This is a genomic window from Streptomyces sp. NPDC048338, assembly GCF_043201055.1.
Classification (GTDB): domain Bacteria; phylum Actinomycetota; class Actinomycetes; order Streptomycetales; family Streptomycetaceae; genus Streptomyces.
The window spans coordinates 92124-115120 of record NZ_JBICYQ010000008.1 but is presented as its reverse complement, the minus strand read 5'-3'; the positions used below and the strand labels follow the sequence as shown (position 1 = coordinate 115120).

21 protein-coding genes and 1 riboswitch are annotated in these 22997 nt (G+C 71.7%); of the genes, 9 read left to right on the top strand and 12 right to left on the bottom strand.

Annotated features, from left to right (window positions below; genetic code table 11):
- Positions 1–94: 94 nt before the first annotated feature.
- Entirely contained in the window at positions 95–1711 is a 1617-nt protein-coding gene (locus tag ACGFZF_RS19805) for an MFS transporter (RefSeq protein WP_393555785.1), read from the top strand.
- A 171-nt stretch (positions 1712–1882) separates the two neighbouring features.
- Here the strand turns inward: ACGFZF_RS19805 and ACGFZF_RS19800 are convergent, their stop codons facing one another.
- The 4 genes from ACGFZF_RS19800 to ACGFZF_RS19785 form a co-directional block, all read right to left on the bottom strand.
- Complete coding sequence (locus tag ACGFZF_RS19800) at positions 1883–2983, bottom strand: hypothetical protein (RefSeq protein ID WP_393555783.1); 1101 nt, start codon at positions 2981–2983, stop codon at positions 1883–1885.
- Positions 2984–3190: 207 nt separating this feature from the next.
- On the bottom strand, positions 3191–4432 hold the full coding sequence (locus tag ACGFZF_RS19795; RefSeq protein ID WP_393555781.1) for an MFS transporter: 1242 nt from the start codon (positions 4430–4432) through the stop codon (positions 3191–3193).
- Between the two features lie 7 nt (positions 4433–4439).
- Positions 4440–4904, bottom strand: a complete 465-nt coding sequence (locus ACGFZF_RS19790) for an ArsI/CadI family heavy metal resistance metalloenzyme (protein ID WP_393555779.1) — start codon at positions 4902–4904, stop codon at positions 4440–4442.
- A 37-nt stretch (positions 4905–4941) separates the two neighbouring features.
- A complete protein-coding gene (locus ACGFZF_RS19785; RefSeq protein ID WP_393555777.1) occupies positions 4942–6315 on the bottom strand; it encodes an NAD(P)-binding domain-containing protein in 1374 nt (457 codons plus the stop codon).
- A 241-nt stretch (positions 6316–6556) separates the two neighbouring features.
- Between ACGFZF_RS19785 and ACGFZF_RS19780 the strand changes: the two genes are divergently transcribed.
- Positions 6557–6919: a metalloregulator ArsR/SmtB family transcription factor gene (locus ACGFZF_RS19780; protein ID WP_356604479.1), complete on the top strand. Its 363-nt coding sequence runs from the start codon at positions 6557–6559 to the stop codon at positions 6917–6919.
- A 114-nt stretch (positions 6920–7033) separates the two neighbouring features.
- On the opposite strand, the gene ACGFZF_RS19775 is transcribed toward ACGFZF_RS19780, so the two are convergent.
- Both ACGFZF_RS19775 and ACGFZF_RS19770 read right to left on the bottom strand, forming a co-directional pair.
- Positions 7034–7804, bottom strand: a complete 771-nt coding sequence (locus ACGFZF_RS19775; protein WP_393555775.1) for an aquaporin — start codon at positions 7802–7804, stop codon at positions 7034–7036.
- 34 nt (positions 7805–7838) lie between these two features.
- Positions 7839–8147 carry an ArsR/SmtB family transcription factor gene (locus ACGFZF_RS19770; protein ID WP_393555773.1) on the bottom strand — a complete coding sequence of 103 codons (309 nt, stop codon included), beginning with the start codon at positions 8145–8147 and terminating at the stop codon, positions 7839–7841.
- A 109-nt stretch (positions 8148–8256) separates the two neighbouring features.
- Here ACGFZF_RS19770 and ACGFZF_RS19765 point away from each other — a divergent pair, with 109 nt between their 5' ends.
- On the top strand, positions 8257–8673 hold the full coding sequence (locus ACGFZF_RS19765; RefSeq protein ID WP_393555771.1) for an arsenate reductase ArsC: 417 nt from the start codon (positions 8257–8259) through the stop codon (positions 8671–8673).
- Positions 8674–8759: 86 nt separating this feature from the next.
- Here the strand turns inward: ACGFZF_RS19765 and ACGFZF_RS19760 are convergent, their stop codons facing one another.
- The gene (locus ACGFZF_RS19760; protein ID WP_393555769.1) at positions 8760–10007 is read right to left on the bottom strand and encodes an acyltransferase family protein; all 1248 of its coding nucleotides are present in this window, start codon (positions 10005–10007) and stop codon (positions 8760–8762) included.
- A 352-nt stretch (positions 10008–10359) separates the two neighbouring features.
- Between ACGFZF_RS19760 and ACGFZF_RS19755 the strand changes: the two genes are divergently transcribed.
- The 5 genes from ACGFZF_RS19755 to ACGFZF_RS19735 all read left to right on the top strand — a co-directional run bounded on the left by ACGFZF_RS19755 (position 10360) and on the right by ACGFZF_RS19735 (position 16203).
- On the top strand, positions 10360–10953 hold the full coding sequence (locus ACGFZF_RS19755) for a class I SAM-dependent methyltransferase (RefSeq protein WP_393555767.1): 594 nt from the start codon (positions 10360–10362) through the stop codon (positions 10951–10953).
- 137 nt (positions 10954–11090) lie between these two features.
- Entirely contained in the window at positions 11091–12197 is a 1107-nt protein-coding gene (gene rlmN / locus ACGFZF_RS19750; protein ID WP_147979919.1) for a 23S rRNA (adenine(2503)-C(2))-methyltransferase RlmN, read from the top strand.
- Between the two features lie 29 nt (positions 12198–12226).
- A riboswitch (TPP riboswitch) is annotated at positions 12227–12336 on the top strand.
- Between the two features lie 104 nt (positions 12337–12440).
- Positions 12441–13505, top strand: coding sequence for a thiamine ABC transporter substrate binding subunit (locus tag ACGFZF_RS19745; RefSeq protein ID WP_393556195.1), 1065 nt, complete (start codon positions 12441–12443; stop codon positions 13503–13505).
- Between the two features lie 53 nt (positions 13506–13558).
- Entirely contained in the window at positions 13559–15172 is a 1614-nt protein-coding gene (locus ACGFZF_RS19740) for an ABC transporter permease (RefSeq protein WP_393556193.1), read from the top strand.
- Positions 15172–16203, top strand: a complete 1032-nt coding sequence (locus tag ACGFZF_RS19735; RefSeq protein WP_393555765.1) for an ABC transporter ATP-binding protein — start codon at positions 15172–15174, stop codon at positions 16201–16203. Before ACGFZF_RS19740 ends, ACGFZF_RS19735 begins: the two co-directional genes overlap by 1 nt.
- A gap of 45 nt (positions 16204–16248) precedes the next feature.
- Here ACGFZF_RS19735 and ACGFZF_RS19730 read toward each other — a convergent pair whose 3' ends face one another.
- The 5 genes from ACGFZF_RS19730 to ACGFZF_RS19710 form a co-directional block, all read right to left on the bottom strand.
- Positions 16249–17196, bottom strand: coding sequence for a hypothetical protein (locus ACGFZF_RS19730; RefSeq protein WP_393555763.1), 948 nt, complete (start codon positions 17194–17196; stop codon positions 16249–16251).
- A gap of 196 nt (positions 17197–17392) precedes the next feature.
- Positions 17393–18535: a hypothetical protein gene (locus ACGFZF_RS19725; protein ID WP_393555761.1), complete on the bottom strand. Its 1143-nt coding sequence runs from the start codon at positions 18533–18535 to the stop codon at positions 17393–17395.
- Positions 18517–19251, bottom strand: coding sequence for an ABC transporter ATP-binding protein (locus ACGFZF_RS19720; protein ID WP_393555759.1), 735 nt, complete (start codon positions 19249–19251; stop codon positions 18517–18519). The genes ACGFZF_RS19725 and ACGFZF_RS19720 overlap by 19 nt, the downstream gene beginning before the upstream one ends.
- 237 nt (positions 19252–19488) lie before the next feature.
- Entirely contained in the window at positions 19489–20877 is a 1389-nt protein-coding gene (locus tag ACGFZF_RS19715) for an aspartate aminotransferase family protein (protein WP_147979924.1), read from the bottom strand.
- Positions 20862–21353 carry an Lrp/AsnC family transcriptional regulator gene (locus ACGFZF_RS19710; protein WP_393555756.1) on the bottom strand — a complete coding sequence of 164 codons (492 nt, stop codon included), beginning with the start codon at positions 21351–21353 and terminating at the stop codon, positions 20862–20864. Before ACGFZF_RS19710 ends, ACGFZF_RS19715 begins: the two co-directional genes overlap by 16 nt.
- Before the next feature lie 193 nt (positions 21354–21546).
- On the opposite strand from ACGFZF_RS19710, the gene ACGFZF_RS19705 reads away from it, so the two are divergent.
- Complete coding sequence (locus ACGFZF_RS19705; RefSeq protein WP_393555754.1) at positions 21547–22983, top strand: gamma-aminobutyraldehyde dehydrogenase; 1437 nt, start codon at positions 21547–21549, stop codon at positions 22981–22983.
- Positions 22984–22997 lie beyond the last annotated feature (14 nt).

Below are 22997 nucleotides of genomic sequence, written 5' to 3'. Positions count from 1 at the left end.
CGGCGGGCCCCGTGGGAGCGGACACCGGTCCGGGCCGGCCGCGGGGGAGTGCGGTCACCGAGCCGAAACCGGGGTGCGTGGGGACAATGCGGTCATGGCATCCAAGGCAGGCGCCGACGGCGCACCCGCTGGGGCCCGTCTCGTCCTGCTGACGCTCGCGGCGGGCCAGTTCCTGATGGCGCTCGACAGCTCCGTCATGAACGTCTCGATCGCGACCGTGGCCGAGGACGTGGGCACGACGGTGACCGGGATCCAGGGCGCCATCACCGCCTACACGCTGGTGATGGCGATGTTCATGATCCCCGGCGGCAAGGTCGGCGTGCTGATCGGCCGCCGGCGGGCCTTCATGATCGGCTGCTTCGTCTACGGCTGCGGTTCGCTCACCACGGCACTCGCGCCGAACCTGACCGTGCTGCTGCTCGGCTGGGCACTTCTCGAAGGCCTCGGGGCGGCGCTCATCCTGCCCTCGATCGTGGCGCTGGTCGCCGGCAACTTCGCCACCGAGCGGCGGGCCGCCGCGTACGGCATCGTCGCGGCGGCGGGAGCCGTGGCCATCGCGCTCGGCCCGCTGATCGGCGGCGTCGCCACGACGTACTTCTCCTGGCGCTGGGTCTTCGCCGGCGAGGTCCTGGTGGTGCTCGTCATCCTGGTGTTCGCCCGCCGCATCGCCGACGCCGTCGACGACGCACACCCGCGGATCGACCTCGTCGGTGCACTGCTGTCCGCCCTGGGACTGGGAATCTTCGTCTACGGCGTGCTGCGCTCCGACGAATGGGGCTGGGTCCAGCCCAAGCCCGACGCCCCCGCCTGGCTCGGGGTGTCCATGGTCGTGTGGCTGATGATGGCGGGCCTGCTGCTGGTGTACCTGTTCCTGCGCTGGGAGACCCGGCTCGTCAGGAACGGCCGGGAGCCCCTGGTCGACCCGGCCATGCTGCGGAACAGGCAGCTCACCGGCGGCCTGACGATGTTCTTCTTCCAGTACCTGGTGCAGATGGGCGTCTTCTTCGTCGTCCCGCTCTACCTGTCCGTCGCCCTCGGCCTGTCCGCGCTCCAGACCGGCGCGCGGATCCTGCCCCTGTCGCTCACTCTGCTGGGCGCCGCCGTCCTGATCCCCCGCTTCCTCCCCGACGTGTCGCCGCGGCGCGTGGTGCGGCTCGGCGTGCTGGCGCTGTTCGCCGGCGCGATCGTCCTGATGGCGGCGCTGGACGCGGACGCCGGCGCGGAGATCGTCACCATCCCGCTGCTGCTGATCGGACTCGGGATGGGCGCCCTGGCGTCCCAGCTCGGTTCGGTCACGGTGTCCGCGGTGCCCGACCGGCAGAGCGCGGAGGTCGGCGGGATCCAGAACGCCGTCACCAACCTCGGCGCCTCGATCGGCACGGCCCTGGCCGGCTCACTGATGATCGCCGCGCTCACCGCCTCGTTCCTCAGCTCGGTGGAGCGGAACGAGGCGATCCCGGAGCAGGTCAAGAGCCAGGCCGTCGTCGAGCTGCAGAGCGGCGTCCCGTTCCTCTCGGACGCCCAGCTGACTGCGGCCCTCGACGAGGCGGGCACCAGCCCGGAGGTGTCCCAGGCGGCCCTGGACGCGAACGAGGCCGCCCGGCTCGACGGCCTGCGGGCCGCCCTCGCGATCCTCGCCGGCGCCTCCCTCGTGGCGCTCTTCTTCACCTCCCGCATCCCCCGCACCCAGCCCCGAGCCCCCACGACCTGAGCGGAGGCGTCACGGGCGCGTCAGGAACCGGCCGTCCCGGTGATCAGGGCCATCGTCTCGTCGAGCCTGCCGGCCTCCTTCGGGCCGAGCGTCGGATCGGCGGCCCGCCGCCACCAGCTCCCCGATCTTCATGTCGAGGAACCTGGCGGGAGCGGGCCGGACGGTGCCCTCTCAGGGGCCGAGGAGCGGTACGAGGCGGGCCACGCGGTGCCAGCCCGCGGTGAGGATGCCGGCGACGGCGGCGACGCCCGCGACCAGCCAGGGGCGGAGGTCATCGGGGACGAAGCCGAGTCGAGGCAGGAGCGCCGCGGTGGCGATGGCGGCGAGGACCGCGGCGGCGATTCCGCCGGCGATGTGGAGTGTCTCGCGGAAGGCGGTCAGGGCCGGGGAAGGCGGTGTGACGCCGGCGAGCTTCTCCTCGGGCAGGAGGCCGCTCAGCCTGCCCTGGGCGTAGCGTTCCCCGATCTCGGCGACCATCGCGGCGTACTGGCGGGCCCCTTGGCGGGGGTCGACGTCGATCTGGGCGAGTTGTTGCCTGAGGGCCGCGGCGACGTGCCGGGCGTGCTGCCGGGCGGGCGCGATGCGGTGTGATCGGCGGGGGATGAGGCGGGAGTCGCGGTAGGCGCTGAGCACCTTCTCCTCGATCCGGCGGGAGCGGCTGTCGAGCTCGCGCATCGTCCGGTGCCGGTCGGCGGGTTCCGAGGCGTAGAGGATCGCGCACAGGCTGAGGGCGCGTGCCGTGCTGCCCAGGAGTGCGTAGGGAAAGTCGGGGCGGCGACGGCGGAACCCCGCGACGAGCGGGTAGCCGAGGGCCGAGCCGACGGCGAGCATCGTGACCAGCATGATCAGGAGGGCCGTCACGATGGGGGCGATGGGCGCGCCATGGTGTCGCAGGAGGTCGGACACGCTCTGGTACTTCAACGCGAGGAGCGCCTGGTCGGCGAACCGGTCGGAGACGACCGGGCGCAGTGCGTCGATCTCCAGAGGAAACAGCCACTGCGTGAGCAGGGTGGTGGTCAGGAAGCCGGCGACGGCGCCCGCCCCGAACGAGCGGACTCCGCGGTCGCCGGGGACCGAGAACCAGGCGACGAGGCCGAAGCGGGTGTGCGGCAGGCCGTCGGTGGCGAGCCCCAGGCCTGTGAGGGCGAGATCCAGGTGGGTGAGGGCCTGCTCGCCCGCCGCTCGGCAGGCTCGTCGCTCCCGCAGCCGTTCGCGCGCCAGCGCCCGGGCGATGGTCGGGTGAGTCCTGGCTATGGCTCTGGTGATCGACACGGCTGCTCCCCCTGTTACTGATGGTGTGTCGATTATCGGAGGTAGGGGCTCGTGCCGAATCGCGGCTCGTGGACAGGGCCGCCTCACTCGGTGACCGGTCCGAGGGCCCTGAGGGCCCGGAGACCGTCCGTGACGTCCGGCGGCGCCCACCCGCTGCCCGCTTCCGCCCCGGGCAGGACGGTACGGGGCCGCCCGGGCCGGCCGCCGTCAGAGGCGAACCTGCTCCGGGGAACCGCCGGTGCCCGTTCCCCGGACGGTGGCGGCGGCGAGGGCGGCTGCCAGCGCGAGTGCGGCGAGCAGGTGGAAGAGCTGGGGGATGCCGCCGATGCGCGGGGCGATGAGGGCGGCGGCGAAGGGGGCGAGGGCGGCGGCGGTCATGGCGGGTGCACCGAGGATCGCGGAGAGCCGGCCGTAGTGCCGCGTGCCCCAGCGGTCGGTGACGGCGGTGGCCTGGAGGAGGGTGAGGTTGCCGCGGACCACGCCCGCCGCGACCGACGCGGCGATGAGCAGGCCGTAGGGGCCGGGGACGGCGGCGAGGGCCGCGGTGGTCAGGGCGCCGAGCGTGATGAGGACGACGGTGCGGGTGGTCGTTCCGGTGTGGCGGGTGAGCGGGGCGTAGAGGGCACGGCCGAGGGTCTGGCCGGCGCCGCCGAGGCCGAGGGCCCAGGCGGCCTGGGTGGTGCTGTAGCCGCGTGCGATCAGGAGCGGGACGAGGGTGACGACGACGGCGTACATCGCGAACGCCGAGAGGGTGAACGCGAGCGTGAGCAGGAGGAAGGGGCGGCTGCGGACGACTGTCCTCGGGGTGTCGTCGGTGTGGTCGGGCGCGGGCGGGGCCGGGGGCCAGGGGGCTCGCAGGGCGAGGGCGTGGGCGGGGATCGTGACGGCCGCGAGGATCGCGGCGAGGACGAGGTAGGTGGCGCGCCAGGACAAGTGATCGGCGAGGGCGGCGGTGAGGGGTGCGAAGACGGTGGAGGCGAGTCCGCCGGCGAGGGTGACGATGGTGAGGGCGCGGACGTGGCCGGGGGCCCACCAGCGGGTGATGGCGGCGAAGGCGGGCTGGTAGAAGGTGGCGGACATGGCGAGTCCGGCGAGCATCCAACCGGCGAAGAAGACCGGCGCGTTGGGAGCGAGGGCCACGATGACCAGGCTCACGACACCTGCGGCGGAGCCCGTGGTCATGACCGTGCGGGGGCCGTGGTGGTCGATGATGCGGCCGACGCGGATGCCGGCGAGGCCGGAGATGACCAGGGCGAGCGAGAAGGCGGCCATGGTGGTGCTGGTGGACCAGCCCGTGTCGGCGGTGATCTGGGGATTCAGGACGGGGAAGGCGTAGTAGACGATTCCCCAGCCGGTGATCTGAGTGGCGCACAGCGCGGGCAGGACGGCGCGGGGCCTCGACCGGTCCCCTGCTCCGGTCGAGGCCCCGCGGGTGTGGAGTTCCGTCATCGTGGGATCAGCAACATCCGCCTGCAGCGACCGGTGCACGCTCCTCGGTCCCGGCGCCTTCCGGGCCGGCACAACACGTGCCGGCCGGCTGCTTGGCAAGGGTGTCTGCGTCGGCCTTGACGACGTACACCTCCCAGGGTTCGCGGCCGGGGCCGTGCACCCACACCTTGTCCTGGAGGGCGTAGCAGCAGGTGGTGTCGTTCTCCTCGGTGGTGGCGAGGCCCCCCTGGGCCAGCCTGGCGGTGGCGGCGTGGACGGCGTCGGTGCTGTCGACCTCCACGCCGAGGTGGTCCAGGCGGGTGTCGTCGCCGTCGGCGCCCTCGATGAGGACGAGCTTGAGCGGGGGCTCGGTGACGGCGAAGTTGGCGTAGCCGTCGCGGAGCTTGGCCGGCTCGGTACCGAAGAGCTTGGTGTAGAAGGCGACGGACGCCGACAGGTCGGGTACGCGGAGGGCGAGCTGTACACGGGACATGGCGGTCCTCCTGCTGTGAGTGGGTGATCCGTGCGGGTCAGCAGCCGCCGGAGGCGGCCGGGGCGTCGGCGCCGATCCGGATGAGAGCGGGAGCGGGGGCGCAGCAGCCGCCGCCGTCGGCCGTCTCCTCGGTCTGCGGCTGGTCGAAGAGGCCGGCGCCGCCGCAGACTCCGGTCTCGGGCAGGACGAGTTCGACGCGCTCGGCGGACTCGTGGTCGCCGGCGATCGCGGCGGCGACGGAGCGGACCTGCTCGTAGCCGGTGAGGGCGAGGAAGGTCGGGGCGCGGCCGTAGGACTTCATGCCGACCAGGTACACGCCGGGCTCCGGGTGGGAGAGCTCGTTCACGCCGTGCGGGTAGACCGTGCCGCAGGAGTGCTGGTTCGGGTCGATCAGCGGCGCGAGCTCGACGGGGGCCTGGAGGCGCTCGTCGAGGCCGAGGCGGAGTTCGTCGAGGAAGGTGAGGTCGGGGCGGAAGCCGGTGAGGACGATGACCTCGTCGACCGGGTCGAGGCGGTGGCCGTCCTCGGAGACCAGGACGAGCTGCTCGCCGGCGCGTTCGATCGCCTGGGTGCGGAAGCCGGTGACGGCGTCCGCGTGGCCCTCGTCGACGGCGGCCTTCGCGGCGAGGCCGAGGGCGCCGCGGGCGGGGAGCTGGTCGGCGGTGCCGCCGCCGAAGGTGGATCCGGAGATGCCCCGGCGCAGGATCCAGGTGGCGTGCGTCCCGGTTCCGTCGTCGGCCTTCGCGAGCTCGGAGAGGGAGGCCAGGGCGGTGAAGGCGGAGGCTCCGGAGCCGATGACGGCGGTGCGCTTTCCGGCGTGACGTGCCCGTGCGGCGGGGTCCTTGAGGTCCGGGACGCGGTACGAGACGCGGTCGGCGGCCGCACGCTCGCCCAGCGCCGGGAGTCCGTCGCCGCCGGCCGGACTCGGGATGGTCCACGTGCCGGAGGCGTCGACGACGGCGCGGGCGAGGATCCTCTCCTCACGGCCGTCGGCGTGGACGACGTGCACCGTGAACGGCTGGGTGTCGCGGTCGGCGTCGACGATCCTGTCGCGGCCGACGCGGGAGACGCCGGTGACCCGGGCCCCGACGCGAACCCTGTCCCCGAGGACATCGGCGAGAGGCTGGAGGTACTTCTCGGCCCAGTCGCCGCCCGTCGGGTAGGTGTCCGCTTCCGGCTTCACCCAGCCGGTGGGGGCGAGCAGCTTCTCGGCCACCTGGTCGGTGACCTCGCCCCAGGTCGAGAACAGCCGTACGTGCGCCCACTCGCGCACCGCCGCGCCCGCCTGCGCACCGGCCTCGAGGACCAGCGGCTCCAGACCGCGGTCGACCAGATGGGCGGCGGCGGCCAGCCCGGCCGGGCCGGCTCCGATGACCACGACGGGCAGCTGCTCGGTGGCGGTGGCGTTCATGGCGATCCCCTTGTGTTTCGACGTCTGTCGATCTCTTGCGTCTCCAGAATGGCACCTGTATCGATGGGCGTCAACATAGACGTTCATCGATTTTGAGGGTGGGCGAGTGGGGCGCGTCGAGTGCGCGACGATCGTGAGCGGCGAGCCGGCCGGGCCGTACGCGTCGACCGGAGAGCCCGCGCGAGGGCTCCGTGCTCGCTGCGCCCTAGGAGCTTGGTTCGACATGTGTCAACATAGACATATGTCGAATGTGAAGGTGCTGCCGCTGCTGGAGCCCGAGGTCGAGCCCTGCTGCCCGCCGCTGAACGAGCGCCCGCTGACGGCGGAGGAGGCCGAGCGGACCGCGGCCATGTTCAAGGCCCTGGGCGATCCCGTCCGGCTGCGGCTCTTCTCCGCGGTCGCCTCGCACGAGGGTGGTGAGGCCTGCGTCTGCGACATCTCCGACGTCGGAGTCTCCCAGCCCACGGTCTCCCACCACCTGAAGAAGCTGAAGGAAGCCGGCCTGCTCTCCTCCGAACGGCGAGGGACCTGGGTGTACTACCGTGTCGAGCCCGCCGTCCTCGCCGCGATGGGACAGCTGCTCACCAAGGCCGCCGAGGCCTGAGGCCCCGGACGTCGCCGTACCCGCTCCTGGGACCGCCCGCATCGCCTGGCGCCAGGTGACCGGTGGCGAGCTCCGCCCGGCCGCCGCCGAGCTCCCTCGCATCCGCGACGTGTGTCAGTCGGTGTCCGTGGTGCCGCGTACGAAGATCACCGCGACCAGGGCCAGGCCCACGACGGCGCCGATCAGCTGCGCGCCGATGAAGGCGGGGACGGAGGCGGGGGCGATGCCGGCGAAGGTGTCGGTGAAGGCCCGGCCGATCGTCACCGCGGGGTTCGCGAAGGACGTGGACGACGTGAACCAGTAGGCGGCGCCGATGTACGAGGCGACCGCGACGGGTGCGAAGCGAAGCCGGTCGGTACGGGCCAGGCCGAAGATCAGCAGGATCAGGCCGGCCGTCGCCACGACCTCGCCGAGCAGCAGGTTCCCTGCCGAGCGGTCGTGCGTGGACCACTTCACGAGCGGCTCGCCGAACATCGCGTCCGCCAGTACCGCGCCCGCGATCGCGCCCACGACCTGGGCGGGGACGTAGGCGGCGAGTTCGCGCGCGTCGACCCCGGTGCCGCCGCGGCGGGCGGTCCACCACTCGGCCAGGGTGACGGCCGGATTGAAGTGGGCGCCGGAGACCGGCCCCAGCAGGGCGATCAGGACGCCGAGGCCGAAGACCGTGGCGGTGGAGTTCGCGAGCAGCTGCAGCGCGACATCGTCGGTGAGCCGGGTGGCCTGGATGCCGGAACCGACGACGATCGCCACCAGGGCCGCGGTGCCGACGAGCTCGGCGGCGGCACGTGCGACGAGCGGCGTGCGGGGCGCGGCGGCGCCCGACGCCGGCTGCGGCGACGCGTCGGTGGCTATGGCGTCGCTCACTGCGGGCTCGGTGGCGGTCACGGGCGGGGGTCTCCTCGGCAGGTGGGGCGAGAGGCTACGGGCAGGCTCTCTTGGTGTCGGCGTGGGTGCGCGCGGTCTCGGCGAGGGCGGCGAACTGCCCCGCGAGCGCGTCGATGACGTCGGGCTTGAGCCGGTAGTAGGTGAACCGGCCGCACGGTTCGGTCTCCACCACCCCGGCCTCGCGCAGCACCTTCAGGTGGTTCGAGAGGTTGGTCTGCTTGGCGCCGGTCTCTTCCACGAGGTGGGTGGTGCACAGCGTCTCGCGGGCGAGCAGGGTCACGATCTGGAGGCGCAGGGGATCGCCCAGGACCCGGATCAGATCAGTATCGACTGACGTCAGCATGGGCTGATACTGTCACATCACTTCGGGCTGATGCCAGCCCTGGCTGATCTCGTTGCCTGCCCGGTCGGCGCTTCCCGCCGCGACCGCGCCGTCCCCCGAGGATGAACCGATGACTGCTCCGCTCGCCTCCGTGCTCTTCGTCTGCGTCCACAACGCGGGCCGCTCCCAGATGGCCGCCGGATTCCTGGACCACCTCGCCGGGGACCGGATCGAGGTCCGCTCCGCCGGCTCGATCCCGGGCGACCGGGTCAACCCGGCCGCCGTCGAGGCCATGGCCGAGGTGGGCGTCGACATCTCCGACCGGCAGCCGAAGGTCCTCACCACCGAGGCGGTCCAGGCGTCCGACTACGTCATCACCATGGGCTGCGGCGACGCCTGCCCGATCTTCCCCGGCAAGAAGTACCTCGACTGGGCCCTGGAGGACCCGGCCGGCCAGGGCGTCGACGCCGTCCGCCCCATCCGCGACGAGATCAGGACCCTCATCGAGGGCCTCATCGCCGAGATCGACGCGACGCGGAAGGCGTGACCGCCGGCAACCCGGGCTTCCGCCCCGCCACGCCCTGCCCGGGGCGCCCGAGAAGAGGAGACCTCACCGACCCGCGACCGAGCTGATCACGGTCGCCGGCCTGAGGAGCCCGCATGGGCCCGCTCGGTCGCAGGGGGCGCCTCGATGATTGTCGTGGATGCGCCGTGGTCGGAGTGGTCGTCCTTCCTGAGGCGCAGGTCCTTGAGCTTCATGGCGGGGCGTTCGACCAGGTGCCAGGAGAGTACGGCGATGAGGATGGTGCAGGCGAAGGTCAGGGCGAGGTAGGCGGCGAGGCCCCAGCGGGTGTAGCCGAGTAGCGCGAGAGTCTGTTGGACGAGGAAGCCGTAGATGTAGATGCCGTACGAGTAGTCGTGCTTCGCGCCGACGCGGCGGAAAGCGGCTGGCAGGCGTATCGCGAGCCACACGAGCAGGTAGGCGAACGCGGGGATGCCCACGGTGAACAGGTAGCCGTAGTGGAGGCTGCCCACGAGTACGGCGAAGGAGGCGAGACCCAGGGGGTCGCTTACCGGGATGCGCTCCTTGTAGAGCTCGATGACCGCGCCGAGGGCGAAGGCGAAGCCGAGGTAGACCAGGAAGGAGGGGTTGATCTGTCCGAACGGCGGGAGCTGGAAGTTGTGCAGGAGGTGTGCGTCGTAGGGGCCGGCCCAGAAGGCGTCCGTGCCGGCCTGGCTGACGACCGTCAGGCCGAGGGCCATGGCGACGAGGACGACCGCACGTCGGGCGCGGGTCAGGACACCGACCACTGCCAAGGTGGCGACGGCGATATAGCACAGGAACTCGTAGCGAAGGCTCCACAGCGCACCGTTGAACGCACCGTTGTGCACGAGGCCGGCTGACTGGGCATCGGTCATGACGCCGGATATGTCGTACTGGTTGGTCGCGACAGCCCAGTTCGCCGTCAGGTAGTCGAGTGGACCGTGCGTCCCGTTGAAGCCGTCCAGTGTGGAATGGAGCTTCCAGTACAGGACCGGGGCGATGGCGAAGCCTGCCACGATCAGGCACATCCAGAAGCCGGGGAAGATCCGGAGCGCGCGGTGCCAGAGGAAGCGGCCGAGAGGCAGTCGCATGCCGCTGCGGGTCACCAGGATCCCGGACAGTACGAAGAAGCCGTAGACCGAGAGCTTGCCGAGGTCGGTCTGCCCTCCGCTGAAGGAGTGCAGGTACTCCTTGCCGCCGTAGCCCAGGATCCTGGCGTGAGAGACGACCACTGCCGAGGCCAGGACGAGCCTGAGGAGTCCGAGGCTGTTGCGGCGACCGGTGAGCAGCTCGGCGACGGTGCCATGCGACCATCGCAGCGCGAAACCGCGTTGCATGAAGAGTTCCCTAGCTTTCGATAACGCCACATCTTCTGCTGAGGCCAAAAGGATGTCCAGTTCGAATATCCAGGGCGGGACATTTCGGAATAAACGCTCAGTTAAAAGCGGTTCGATGTGCCTCAAGTCACAACCGGCTCGGTGGCTCGGGGTGAAGAGGGCCGGTGACGCGAGGCGCACTTCCCGTGCGCTCTGGGCAACCTGAAGCGTGGTGTCGCATGACGCGGCGCCCAACCTCCCATGCGTGTTGATCATGCATGGCCGAGATGGCGCGCAACCTTAGGATGTCGTCCATCGGCCAGAGGCTCTCTCCTGCCGCACCAGCCCCCGGTCAAGAAAAGGTGGTCGCCAGATGTCCGGTACGGAGTCCTCCGACTACACCAAGCGCCTCGCCCGCCTGGAGAACTCGGGAATCAAGCGGCTTCTGCCGACCCAGGCCCCGTACCGGTGGAACCTGAAGCGTCTCGGTCTGGGCCGTGTGCTGGACGTCGGGTGCGGCATCGGCCGCAACCTGCTGAACTGCGGACCGGACAGCGTCGGCGTCGACCACAACGCCACGTCCGTCCGGACGTGCCGTGAGCGGGGGCTCACCGCCTACACCTCCGAAGAGCTCTTCGAGGCGCCCGACTGCGGCCCCGGCTCCTTCGACAGCCTGCTGTGCGCCCATGTCCTGGAGCACATGGACGAGGCGCTGGGGAACTCGGTCCTGGAGCAGTACCTGCCGCTGGTGAAGCCGGGCGGCTCCGTGGTCCTCATCTGTCCCCAGGAGGCCGGCTACAAGACCGACGCCACCCACGTCCGCTTCGTCGACTTCGACGGGCTGCGCGGCCACGCGGAGAAGATCGGTCTGACCGTCGACCGCACCTACTCGTTCCCCTTCCCGCGGAACGTCGGCAAGGTCTTCCCGTACAACGAGTTCATCCTGGTCGGAAAGATCGCCCGCTGAGCGGTCGGCAGCGGCATGCCGGCCAGGTCCTCGTCCGCGATGGGGTGCCCAAAGGCGACCAGGAACGCTCCCGGACGACCGCCACCCCAGGCTTCCGCCCCGGGCCACGTGCCCGCGTCTGCGACACTGGTAGCACCATGCCCAAGCCCGGAGAACTCACTTTCGTCGCCCCGCGCGGAGCCAAGAAGCCGCCGCGGCACCTCGCCGACCTCACGCCCGCCGAGCGCAAGGAAGCCGTCGCCGCGATCGGTGAGAAGCCGTTTCGCGCCAAGCAGCTGTCCACGCACTACTTCGCGCGGTACGCCCACGACCCCGCCGAGTGGACCGACATCCCGGCGGCCTCCCGCGAGAAGCTGCAGGGGGAGCTGCTGCCCGACCTGATGTCCGTGGTCCGGCACATCTCGTGCGACGACGACACCACCCGCAAGACGCTGTGGCGGCTGCACGACGGCACCCTCGTCGAGTCCGTGCTCATGCGCTACCCGGACCGGGTCACCATGTGCATCTCCTCGCAGGCCGGCTGCGGGATGAACTGCCCGTTCTGCGCGACCGGGCAGGCCGGCCTCGACCGGAACCTGTCGACCGCCGAGATCGTGCACCAGATCGTCGACGGCATGCGCGCGCTGCGTGACGGCGAGGTGCCCGGCGGGCCCGCGCGGCTGTCCAACATCGTCTTCATGGGCATGGGCGAGCCGCTCGCGAACTACAAGCGCGTCGTCGGCTCCATCCGCCGCCTCACCGACCCCGAGCCGGACGGCCTCGGGCTCTCGCAGCGCGGCATCACCGTGTCCACCGTCGGCCTCGTGCCGGCGATGCTGCGGTTCGCCGACGAGGGCTTCAAGTGCCGTCTCGCCGTCTCGCTGCACGCCCCCGACGACGAACTGCGCGACACGCTGGTGCCCGTCAACACCCGCTGGAAGGTCCGCGAGGTCCTCGACGCCGCCTGGGAGTACGCGGAGAAGTCCGGCCGCCGGATCTCCATCGAGTACGCCCTCATCCGGGACATCAACGACCAGGCCTGGCGGGGCGACCTGCTCGGCCGGCTCCTCAAGGGCAAGCGGGTGCACGTCAACCTCATCCCGCTGAACCCGACGCCCGGATCCAAGTGGACCGCGTCCCGGCCCGAGGACGAGAAGGCGTTCGTCGAGGCCATCGCGTCCCACGGCGTCCCCGTCACCGTCCGTGACACCCGTGGCCAGGAGATCGACGGCGCCTGTGGACAGCTTGCGGCGGCGGAGCGCTGACCTTGTAGCCTGAGCTCGAACACAGATGCATATTCCGACAGGGGAGCGCCACAGCGCTGAGAGTGCGGCACCGTCAGGCCGCAGACCCTCTGAACCTCGCCCAGGTCATTCTGGGTAGGAAGTTCGGTCGTTACTCGAGCTGTTGCGCCCTGCCCGCGCGGCCATGGAACTCCATGGCCGGGCGGGTGGGGCCGCGTCTCTTCCTGGTCACACCCAGGAGGAAATCCAGTGAGCACCAAGAAGATGGCCGCCGCGGCGCTCGTCGCCGCGCTCGGCGTCACCACCCTCGCCGCCTGCGGCGGGTCCGACGGCAAGGACACCGCGAGCACCCCCAAGACGGTGAAGCTCGTCAGCCACGACTCCTTCAACGCCTCCAAGGAGGTCCTGGCGGAGTTCACCCGCCAGACCGGCCTCAAGGTCCAGGTCGTCAAGAGCGGCGACGCCGGCGAGGCCGTCAACAAGGAGATCCTCACCAAGGGCAGCCCGCAGGGCGACGTCTTCTTCGGCGTCGACAACACCCTGCTGTCCCGCGCCCTCGACAACGGCATCTTCGTCCCCTACGAGGCGAAGGGCCTGGACCGGGTCCCGGCCGCGCTCCGCCTCGACAAGGAGAACCGGGTCACCCCGATCGACTCCGGCGACATCTGCGTCAACTACGACAAGGAGTACTTCGCCGACAAGAAGCTCGCGCCCCCGCAGACCTTCGACGACCTGGCGAAGCCCGCCTACAAGGACCTGCTCGTCGTCGAGAACCCCGAGCGCTCCTCCCCGGGCCTCGGCTTCCTGCTCGGCACCGCCGCCCAGTACGGCGACCAGGGCTGGCAGGACTACTGGTCCAAGCTCAAGGCCAACGGCGTCAAGACCGTCGACAGCTGGGAGCTCGCCTACAACCAGGAGTTCTCCGGCTCCGCGGGCGGCCGGAAGGCCAAGGGAGACCGGCCGCTGGTCGTCTCCTACGCCTCCAGCCCGCCCGTCGAGGTGCTCTACTCCGAGCCGCAGCCGGAGACCGCCCCCACCGGCGTCTCCACCGGCACCTGCTTCCGGCAGACCGAGTTCGCCGGCCTGCTCGACGGGGCCAGGAACCCCGAGGGCGGCAAGCTGCTGATCGACTTCCTGATCTCCAAGAAGTTCCAGGACGACATGCCGCTGCAGATGTTCGTGAACCCGGTGGCAGAGGACGCCACCCTGCCCGAGCTCTTCACCAAGCACGGCGTGGTCGTCGACAAGCCGCAGACCATGGCCCCCGAGAAGATCGCGGAGAACCGTGACGAGTGGATCAAGTCGTGGTCCTCGCTCGTTCTGAAGTAGACCGCGAAGCCCGGCGGCGGGACGTGCGCGGGAGCGCGGCGCGGCTCGGCCTGATGGCCGTGCCCGTCGCGTTCTTCGGGCTGTTCTTCGCCTGGCCCGTCGCCTCCATCGTCGAGCGCGGTCTCGGCGGCGACGGCGGCCGGTGGTTCGACGGGTTCGCGCAGACCCTGGGCCGGCCGGAGATCCTCGACGTGCTGTGGTTCACGCTCTGGCAGGCGCTCGCCTCCACCGCGCTGACCCTGCTGATCGCGCTGCCCGGCGCGTACGTCTTCGCGCGCTTCGACTTCCCCGGCAAGGGGGTCCTGCGCGCCGTCGTCACCGTCCCCTTCGTGCTGCCCACCGTCATGGTCGGCACGGCCTTCCTGGCGCTCGTCGGCCGCCGCGGGCTCCTCGACGAGCTGTGGGGCGTCCGCCTGGACAACGGCGTCTGGGCGATCCTCCTGGCCCACGTCTTCTTCAACTACGCCGTCGTCGTCCGGACCGTCGGCGGGCTGTGGGCCCAGCTCGACCCGCGGCAGGAGGAGGCCGCCCGGGTCCTCGGCGCCTCCCGCTGGACCGCCTGGCGGAAGGTGACCCTGCCGGCCCTCGTCCCGGCGGTCGGCGCCGCCGCCCTCATGGTGTTCCTCTTCACCGCCGGGTCCTTCGCCGTCGTCCAGATCCTCGGCGGACCGACGTACTCCACCCTGGAGACGGAGATCTACCGGCAGACGGTCGACCGCTTCGACCTCGGCACGGCCGCCGTGCTCACGATCGTCCAGTTCGTCGCCGTCGGCGCGATCCTCGCCGTGCACGCCCGGACGGTCCGGCGACGGGAGACCGCGCTGCGGCTCGTCGCCCCCGAGCGGACCGCGCGACGCCCCCGGGGCCTCGGCCAGTGGACGCTGTTCGGGGCCGTCCTGCTCTCGATCGCCCTGCTGCTCGTGCTCCCGCTCGCGGTCCTCGTCGAACGGTCCCTCGACACCCCGGAGGGGTACGGGTTCGGCTACTACCGGGCCCTGCAGGAGGTCGACGCCTTCGGCACCTTCCTCGTCCCGCTGACGGACACCCTCGCGAACTCCCTCCAGTACGCCGTCGTCGCCACCGTCATCGCCGTCGTCATCGGCGGACTGGCCGCGGCGGCGCTGACCCGGCGGGCCGGCCGCCTCGTCCGCGGCTTCGACGCGCTGCTGATGCTGCCGCTCGGGGTCTCCGCCGTCACCGTCGGCTTCGGCTTCCTGATCACCCTCGACGAGCCGCCGTTCGACCTGCGGGCCAGCTGGATCCTCGTCCCCCTCGCCCAGGCGCTCGTCGGCGTCCCCTTCGTCGTCCGCACCATGCTGCCCGTGCTGCGCGCGGTGGACGACCGGCTCCGCGAGGCGGCTGCCGTCCTCGGCGCCTCGCCCCTGCGCGCCTGGCGCGAGGTGGACCTGCCGCTGGTGCGCCGCGCCCTGCTCATCGCGGCCGGCTTCGCGTTCGCCGTCTCCCTCGGCGAGTTCGGCGCGACCGTCTTCATCGCCCGCCCCGACCGCCCCACGCTGCCGGTCGCGGTGGCGCGGCTGCTCGGCCGGCCCGGTGAGCTCAACTACGGCCAGGCCATGGCCCTCTCGACGATTCTGATGGTGGTGTGCGCGGTGTCCCTGCTCCTGCTCGAACGGCTGCGCACCGACCGCACCTCCGGGGAGTTCTGATGCTGACCCTCACGGACGCGACCGTACGGTTCGGCGACCGCGCGGTGCTCGACGCGGTGGACCTGGAGGTCGCCGAGCACGAGATCGTGTGCGTGCTCGGGCCGAGCGGCAGCGGGAAGTCCACCCTGCTGCGGGCCGTCGCCGGCCTGCAGGCGCTGGACGCCGGCCGGGTCCTGCTCGGCGGCACCGACCAGGCCGGGGTGCCGGTGCACCGGCGGGGCGTCGGCCTGATGTTCCAGGACCATCAGCTCTTCCCCCAGCGTGACGTCGCCGGCAACGTCTCCTTCGGCCTGCGGATGCACGGCGTCGGCCGGGCCGAACAGCAGGCCCGGGTCGCCGAGTTGCTCGACCTCGTGGGCCTTCCCGGAGCGGGGCGGCGGGCCGTCGCCTCGCTCTCCGGCGGCGAGCAGCAGCGGGTCGCGCTGGCCCGCGCCCTCGCGCCGCGGCCGCGGCTGCTGATGCTCGACGAGCCCCTCGGCCAGCTCGACCGCGGGCTGCGGGAACGGCTGGTCACCGAACTGCGCGACCTCTTCGGCCGGTTGGGAACGACGGTGCTGGCCGTCACCCACGACCAGGGCGAGGCGTTCGCCCTCGCCGACCGCGTCGTGGTCATGTGCGACGGCCGGATCGCCCAGTCCGGCACGCCGCTCGACGTCTGGCAGCGGCCGGCCTCCGAGTTCGTGGCGCGCTTCCTCGGTTTCGACAACGTCGTGGCGGCGACCGTGGCCGCCGGCTCCGCCGACACGGTGTGGGGCCGGATCCCGGTCCCGGACGGGTCGCCGCGCGGTGCGGCCCGGCTCCTGGTGCGCCCGGGCGGCGTGCGGCTCGGCGCCCCCGCGGACGGCCTGACCTGCACGGTCGAGGCCCGGACCTTCCGCGGCAGCCGCGTGGCCGTACGGCTCCGCCCGGACGACGGGCCCGCGCTGGAGGCGGAGTGCGCCCTGCACGACGCGCCGGAGGCCGGAGCCCGTGTCGGCGTGACCTTCGCGCCCGCCGAGGTCGTGCTCCTGGCGGACGCCACCTCCGGCTGACCGCGCGCCCGGGCGGCACCGGGGCACACGGGGAGGGGGCCGTGCTCACGGAGTCGCGGCGGGCTCCCGGGCCGCGGGCGCGGCGCCGTCGCCCCGGCGGGCGTCCGGCACCGGAGCGCCTGCCGTCGGCTCGCCCTCCGGCGCCCCGAACCAGGCCACCGCCACCGCGCCGGCCACCGCCAGGACGAACCCGGCCACGGCGAGCCAGGCGAACCCGGGGCGCGAGGCGTCGCCCAGCCACCAGACGCCGATCATGCCGGGGAGCACGGTCTCGCCGACGACCAGCGCCGCCGTCGCCCCGTTCACCGAACCGATCTGCAACGCGACCGTGTGCAGGTACATGCCGCCGGCGCCGGCCACGAGGATCGCGTACAGCGCCGGATCGGCGAGCAGCGCGGCCGGGTCGAAGGGGTCGATGCCGTTCAGCACCCGGACCCCGACACCGAGCGCGCCGAAGCCCAGGCCCGAGAGGAGACCGGCCAGGACCGCCGCGCGGGCGCCGAGCCGCCGGACGAGGACGGTGCCGCCCGCCATCAGCAGGACGGAGACCGCGAGCAGCCACCCGTGCGTGGCGAGGGACGTGTGCCCGCTGCCCTCGGGGCCCGCGGCGCTCGCCAGCAGCACCAGGGCCGAGCAGACCACCCCGATCGAGGTCCACTCCGCGCGGGTGAGGCGGATCCCGAGGAGCCGGATGCTCAGGACCGCCGTGATCACCAGATTGGCGCTGATCACGGTCTGCGAGAGGAACAGCGGCAGCATCCGGGCGGCCAGGGCCCCGAGCCCGAAGCCGACGAAGTCGAGGATCGTGCCGACGATGAACTCCCAGGTCATCGCCGCCTTCGCGGTCGAGGACAGGCTCGGGCCGCCGTGCCGGCTGAGCTGTCCGGCCGCCGCCTCGCGGCGGGCGGACCTGCGGGAGCCGACCGCCTGCAGGACCGAACCCGTGCCGTAGCAGAGCGAGGCGGCGACCGCGGTGAGCAGTCCTGTGAGCACTGGCGGCTCCGTTTCCGTCGTACGGCATCCCCGCCGTGTGCTGTTCCTGCGTCGTCCCCGGGACAGACGGGATACCGGGCGGCGAAGTTGCCTCCGGCCTCCGGCCAGGACGGCCGGATCCGGGTGGTCCGGTGCGTCGGCTCCCGGGTCGCCGCCGTCGGGGAGCGGGCGCCGGGAGCCGGGATCGCGCGGCCGGTCAGGCGCCCAGCGGGACGGCCGCGAGCTCTCCGACCAGCCAGGTCAGGGGCAGGAAGACCGCCAGCAGGGCGCCCGCCCGCAGCAGCGCGGCCGTGCGCAGCACGGTGGGCGGGGCGCCCAGGCGCAGCAGCGCCTCGGTGGTGTGGGCGCGGCACTGCTTCGATTCGAGGGTCGCCGTCAGCAGCGTCGCCGTCGTGCAGGACATCACCAGCGCCGCGCCCAGGCCGGTCAGCGGGCCGAAGTCGCCCGTCCCGGACCCGTACAGGGTGACCGCGGCCACCGCTCCGGACGCCACCGCGCACACCACGCCCAGGGGGCGCCCGATGCGGCGGGACTCGTCCATCAGGACGCGCCCGGCCAGCAGCCGGACCGCGCCGGGCCGGACCGCCTGCAGCAGGCGGCCGCACCAGTGGGTCAGACCGGGCCCGGCCATCGCCAGACCCACGGCGGTGAGGACCCAGCCGGCGAGGACGCCTCCCGGGCTGGCCTCGAAGCGGCCCGGCAGCGGGAAGTCGCCGTTCCCGCCGCCCTGGCCCGCGTACGTCTCCACGGCCAGCCCCACGGCGAGCAGCGCGACGCCCCAGGGCAGCCCCGACGGGGTCGTCCGCTCCGCGCCCTCGGGCGCGACGGGCTTCCGCGGCCGCAGGGCGAGCCCGGCGGCCGTCGAGGCGACCACCGGCAGGATCGCGAGCAGGGTGAGCGCGGCGGCCAGCGGGAGGGGCTGGTCGGCGGCGAGCAGTTCGGCCGCGGCGCCGTCGAACGGCAGGCCGGTGATGTCGCCGCGCAGGTGCAGGTAGAACAGCAGGGCGAGCATCGAGCCCAGCGTGCAGGAGACCGCCGTCGACGCGGCGGCGAGCGCCGTCAGCCGGGCCGGGCCGAGCCCGATCGCCGAGAGCCCCGGCCGCGGCCGGGTGCTGGGATCCGTACGGGCCACCGCCACCGCGAAGTGCGCGGTCGCGGCCAGCGGGATCACGCACCACAGCAGCCGCAGCACGGACGAGGCCGACCGGTCCGGATGGCCCACGGCGTACCCCAGCGTGCACAGCAGAAGGAAGCCGACCCCCGCCGCCGCCGCGGCGACCAGGAGCCGCCGCAGCAGGACGAGGGGATGGGTGCCGCGGACTAGACGGAGAGCGAGCACGCGGCGACGCCCTCCGCCCCGTTCGTCGGCGGCAGGGAGCCGGCACTCACGCGGCGCCCGTCCAGCAGGCCGACCGCGCGGTCGGCGAGGGTGGCCACCTCGGCGTCGTGGGTGGCGAGCAGCACCGTGATGCGGTGCGAGCGGGCCGCGGCCGTCAGGGTGCGGAGCACCTGCGCGCCGTCGGCGCTGTGCAGGGAGGCGGTGGGTTCGTCGGCGAAGAGCACCGTCGGGGTGGTGACCAGGGCGCGGGCGATCGCGATCCGCTGCCGCTGCGACTGGTTGAGGGCGTGCGGGCGCCGGCGCGCGCACATGCCGATGTCGAGCCGCTCCAGCCACTCGATGGCGGCGGCCTTGGCGCTCCGGTGCGACACCCCGCGCAGCAGGAGCGGCAGGGCGGCGTTCTCCCAGGTGGTCAGCTCCGGCACGAGCCCCGGCTCGGGGTCGATCCAGCCGAACCGGTCCCTGCGGAGCCGCTCGCGCTGGGGCCCGGTCATGGTGTGCACGGGGCTGCTGTTGAACCAGACCTCGCCCTGCTGGGCGACGGCCTGGCCGGACAGACAGTGCATCAGCGCGGTCTTGCCGCTGCCGCGCGGACCGACCAGGGCGAGGATCTCGCCTTCGCGGACCCCGAGGGAGACCCCGCTCAGCGCGGTCGATCCCCCCAGGGAGTAGTGCAGGGAACGCGCCCAGAGCACGTCGTTGTCCGGTGGGGCCATCGCGTACACCTCGAAGTCGGATCGAGTCGGATCGGAGGAGCGTCGGATCTGATGTGTGGTCCCCCGTGCTTCCCCCGTCCGGGGGAACGAAGAGACGGTCCTGTCGGTCACTGGGCACCGTAAGGATTCGGATCCGCCGGTACGGACAGCACGCGGCCCGGGCACCCCGTCATCCACTCGGATGGCGGCATGCCCGGGCCGTTCACGCCGTGAGGGCGGCGTGGGTCGCGAGGCGCCTTACAGCTTCGTCCAGGCCTCCGTGAGGGTCTCGCGGAGGATCCGCTCGATCTCGTCGAACGTGGACTGGTCGGAGATCAGCGGCGGGGCCAGCTGGATGACCGGGTCGCCACGGTCGTCGGCGCGGCAGTACAGACCGTTCTCGAAGAGCGCCTTCGACAGGAAGCCGTACAGGACGCGCTCGGTCTCCTCGTCGTTGAAGGACTCCTTGGTGACCTTGTCCTTGACGAGCTCGATGCCGTAGAAGAAGCCGTTGCCGCGGACGTCGCCGACGATCGGCAGGTCGTGCAGCTTCTGCAGGGTCGACAGGAAGTTGCCCTCGTTGTCGAGCACGTGCTGGTTCAGCTTCTCCTTCTCGAACAGGTCGAGGTTGGCGAGGCCGACGGCGGCGGAGACCGGGTGGCCGCCGAAGGTGTAGCCGTGCAGGAAGGTGTTGTCGCCCTTGTAGAACGGCTCCGCGAGCCGGTCGGAGACGATGCACGCGCCGATCGGGGAGTAGCCCGACGTCATGCCCTTGGCGCAGGTGATCATGTCCGGCACGTAGCCGAACTTGTCGCAGGCGAAGGTGGTGCCGAGGCGGCCGAAGGCGCAGATGACCTCGTCGGAGACGAGCAGCACGTCGTACTGGTCGCAGATCTCGCGGACCCGCTGGAAGTACCCGGGCGGCGGCGGGAAGCAGCCGCCGGCGTTCTGCACCGGCTCCAGGAAGACGGCGGCGACGGTGTCGGGGCCCTCGAAGAGGATCTCCTGCTCGATCTGGTCGGCGGCCCAGCGACCGAAGGCCTCGGGGTCGTCGCCGAAGAGCGGGGCGCGGTAGATGTTCGTGTTCGGCACCTTGTGCGCACCGGGGACCAGCGGCTCGAAGGGGGCCTTCAGGCCGGGCAGGCCGGTGATCGACAGGGCGCCCTGCGGGGTGCCGTGGTACGCGACCGCGCGGGAGATGACCTTGTACTTGGTGGGCTTGCCGACCAGCTTGAAGTACTGCTTGGCCAGCTTCCAGGCCGTCTCGACGGCCTCTCCGCCACCGGTGGTGAAGAAGACCTTGTTGAGGTCGCCCGGGGCCTCGTGGGCGAGGCGCTCGGCCAGTTCGACGGCCTTGGGGTGGGCGTACGACCACACCGGGAAGAAGGCGAGCTCCTTGGCCTGGCGGGCGGCGGTCTCGGCGAGCTCCGTGCGGCCGTGGCCGGCCTGGACCACGAACAGGCCGGCGAGGCCGTCGAGGTACTTCCTGCCCTTGTCGTCGTAGATGTAGGTGCCCTCACCGCGGACGATGGTGGGGACGGGGTTGTTCTCGTACGACGACATGCGGGTGAAGTGCATCCACAGGTGGTCGTAGGCGGACTTGGAGAGATCGCTGCGGGAGTTGCTCACGGCTATCGGGTTCCCCACATATAGGTCTGCTTCTTGAGCTTGAGGTAGACGAAGCTCTCGGTGGAGCGCACGCCGGGGAGGGTGCGGATGCGCTTGTTGATCACATCCAGCAGGTGGTCGTCGTCCTCGCAGACGACCTCCACCATCAGGTCGAAGGAGCCCGCGGTCATCACCACGTACTCGCACTCGGCCATGGCCGTCAGCGCGTCCGCCACCGGGTCCAGGTCGCCCTCGACGTTGATGCCCACCATCGCCTGCCGCCGGAACCCCACGGTGAGCGGGTCGGTGACGGCGACGATCTGCATGACGCCCTGGTCGAGCAGTTTCTGGACGCGCTGCCGCACGGCGGCTTCGGACAGGCCGACGGCCTTGCCTATCGCCGCGTAGGGACGGCGACCGTCCTCCTGTAGCTGCTCGATGATCGCCAGGGAGACGGCATCGATCGTCGGGGACGAGCCGGATCCGGTCCTGGAGTTAGCGCTTTGACTGGCCACGAGCTCACTCTGCACCGGGACTCGTCTGTCTGGCAAGCCCGGATCGATGAAATTCGTTGTTTCGGCTCCATCATCTCACTGAATCCGAAGTTGGGGGCTGTCGGGCCTGTCGAAAGCGTCCGCCGAGCGACTACTGTGGGGGTGTCTCACCCATCGGGACAGAATGAACTCTGAACGACAGGAGGGGTGGCAAGTGACCACCGAGCTGCGCCGGCTGCGTAACTACATCAACGGGGAGTTCCGGGACGCCGCCGACGGGCGGACCATCGATGTGGTCAACCCGGCCACGGGCGAGGTCTACGCCACGTCTCCGCTCTCCGGCCAGAGCGACGTCGACGCCGCGATGGACGCCGCGGCCGCGGCGTTCCCGGCCTGGCGCGACACGACGCCCGCCGAACGCCAGAAGGTCCTCCTCAAGATCGCGGACGCGTTCGAGGAGCGGGCCGAGGACCTGATCGCCGCCGAGGTCGAGAACACCGGCAAGCCGGTCGCCCTCACCGCGAGCGAGGAGATCCCGCCCATGGTGGACCAGATCCGCTTCTTCGCGGGTGCCGCCCGCCTGCTCGAGGGCCGCTCGGCCGGCGAGTACATGGAGGGCATGACCTCGATCGTCCGCCGCGAGCCGGTGGGTGTCTGCGCCCAGGTCGCGCCGTGGAACTACCCGATGATGATGGCCGTGTGGAAGTTCGCCCCGGCGCTCGCCGCGGGCAACACGGTCGTCCTCAAGCCCTCGGACACCACCCCCGCCTCGACCGTCCTGATCGCCGAGATCATCGGGCAGATCGTTCCCAAGGGCGTCTTCAACGTCATCTGCGGCGACCGCGAGACCGGCAAGGCGATGGTCGAGCACCCGACCCCGGCCATGGCCTCCATCACCGGCTCGGTACGCGCCGGCATGCAGGTCGCCGAGTCGGCGGCCAAGGACGTCAAGCGCGTCCACCTGGAGCTCGGCGGCAAGGCCCCCGTCGTCGTGTTCGAGGACACCGACATCGACAAGGCCGTCGAGGACATCTCGGTGGCGGGCTTCTTCAACGCCGGCCAGGACTGTACGGCCGCCACCCGCGTGCTCGTCCACGAGTCCATCCACGACGAGTTCGTGGCCCGGCTCGCGAAGGCCGCCACCGACACGAAGACCGGCCTGCCGGACGACGAGGACGTGCTCTACGGCCCGCTGAACAACGCCAACCAGCTCGCGCAGGTCACCGGCTTCATCGAGCGCCTCCCGGCCCACGCCAAGGTCGAGTCGGGCGGTCACCGCGTCGGCGACAAGGGCTACTTCTACGCCCCGACCGTCGTCTCCGGCCTGAAGCAGGACGACGAGATCGTCCAGAACGAGGTCTTCGGCCCGGTCATCACGGTGCAGTCGTTCCGTGACGAGCAGCAGGCCCTGGAGTTCGCCAACGGCGTGGAGTTCGCCCTCGCCTCCTCGGTCTGGACGAAGGACCACGCCCGCGCGATGCGCATGTCGAAGTCCCTCGACTTCGGCTGCGTCTGGATCAACACCCACATCCCGCTGGTCGCGGAGATGCCGCACGGCGGCTACAAGAAGTCCGGCTACGGCAAGGACCTCTCGGCGTACGGCTTCGAGGACTACACGCGCATCAAGCACGTGATGACGTCCCTGGGCTGAACTCCCTGAACACG

Excerpts from the sequence above, each read along its gene's own strand:
- ACGFZF_RS19805 (WP_393555785.1), top strand. The coding sequence starts at position 95 with ATGGCATCCAAGGCAGGCGCCGACGGCGCACCCGCTGGGGCCCGTCTC.
- ACGFZF_RS19795 (WP_393555781.1), bottom strand. The coding sequence starts at position 4,432 with ATGACGGAACTCCACACCCGCGGGGCCTCGACCGGAGCAGGGGACCGG.
- ACGFZF_RS19790 (WP_393555779.1), bottom strand. The coding sequence starts at position 4,904 with ATGTCCCGTGTACAGCTCGCCCTCCGCGTACCCGACCTGTCGGCGTCC.
- ACGFZF_RS19785 (WP_393555777.1), bottom strand. The coding sequence starts at position 6,315 with ATGAACGCCACCGCCACCGAGCAGCTGCCCGTCGTGGTCATCGGAGCC.
- ACGFZF_RS19780 (WP_356604479.1), top strand. The coding sequence starts at position 6,557 with ATGTCGAATGTGAAGGTGCTGCCGCTGCTGGAGCCCGAGGTCGAGCCC.
- ACGFZF_RS19770 (WP_393555773.1), bottom strand. The coding sequence starts at position 8,147 with ATGCTGACGTCAGTCGATACTGATCTGATCCGGGTCCTGGGCGATCCC.
- ACGFZF_RS19765 (WP_393555771.1), top strand. The coding sequence starts at position 8,257 with ATGACTGCTCCGCTCGCCTCCGTGCTCTTCGTCTGCGTCCACAACGCG.
- ACGFZF_RS19760 (WP_393555769.1), bottom strand. The coding sequence starts at position 10,007 with ATGCAACGCGGTTTCGCGCTGCGATGGTCGCATGGCACCGTCGCCGAG.
- ACGFZF_RS19755 (WP_393555767.1), top strand. The coding sequence starts at position 10,360 with ATGTCCGGTACGGAGTCCTCCGACTACACCAAGCGCCTCGCCCGCCTG.
- rlmN (WP_147979919.1), top strand. The coding sequence starts at position 11,091 with ATGCCCAAGCCCGGAGAACTCACTTTCGTCGCCCCGCGCGGAGCCAAG.
- ACGFZF_RS19745 (WP_393556195.1), top strand. The coding sequence starts at position 12,441 with ATGGCCGCCGCGGCGCTCGTCGCCGCGCTCGGCGTCACCACCCTCGCC.
- ACGFZF_RS19740 (WP_393556193.1), top strand. The coding sequence starts at position 13,559 with ATGGCCGTGCCCGTCGCGTTCTTCGGGCTGTTCTTCGCCTGGCCCGTC.
- ACGFZF_RS19735 (WP_393555765.1), top strand. The coding sequence starts at position 15,172 with ATGCTGACCCTCACGGACGCGACCGTACGGTTCGGCGACCGCGCGGTG.
- ACGFZF_RS19720 (WP_393555759.1), bottom strand. The coding sequence starts at position 19,251 with ATGGCCCCACCGGACAACGACGTGCTCTGGGCGCGTTCCCTGCACTAC.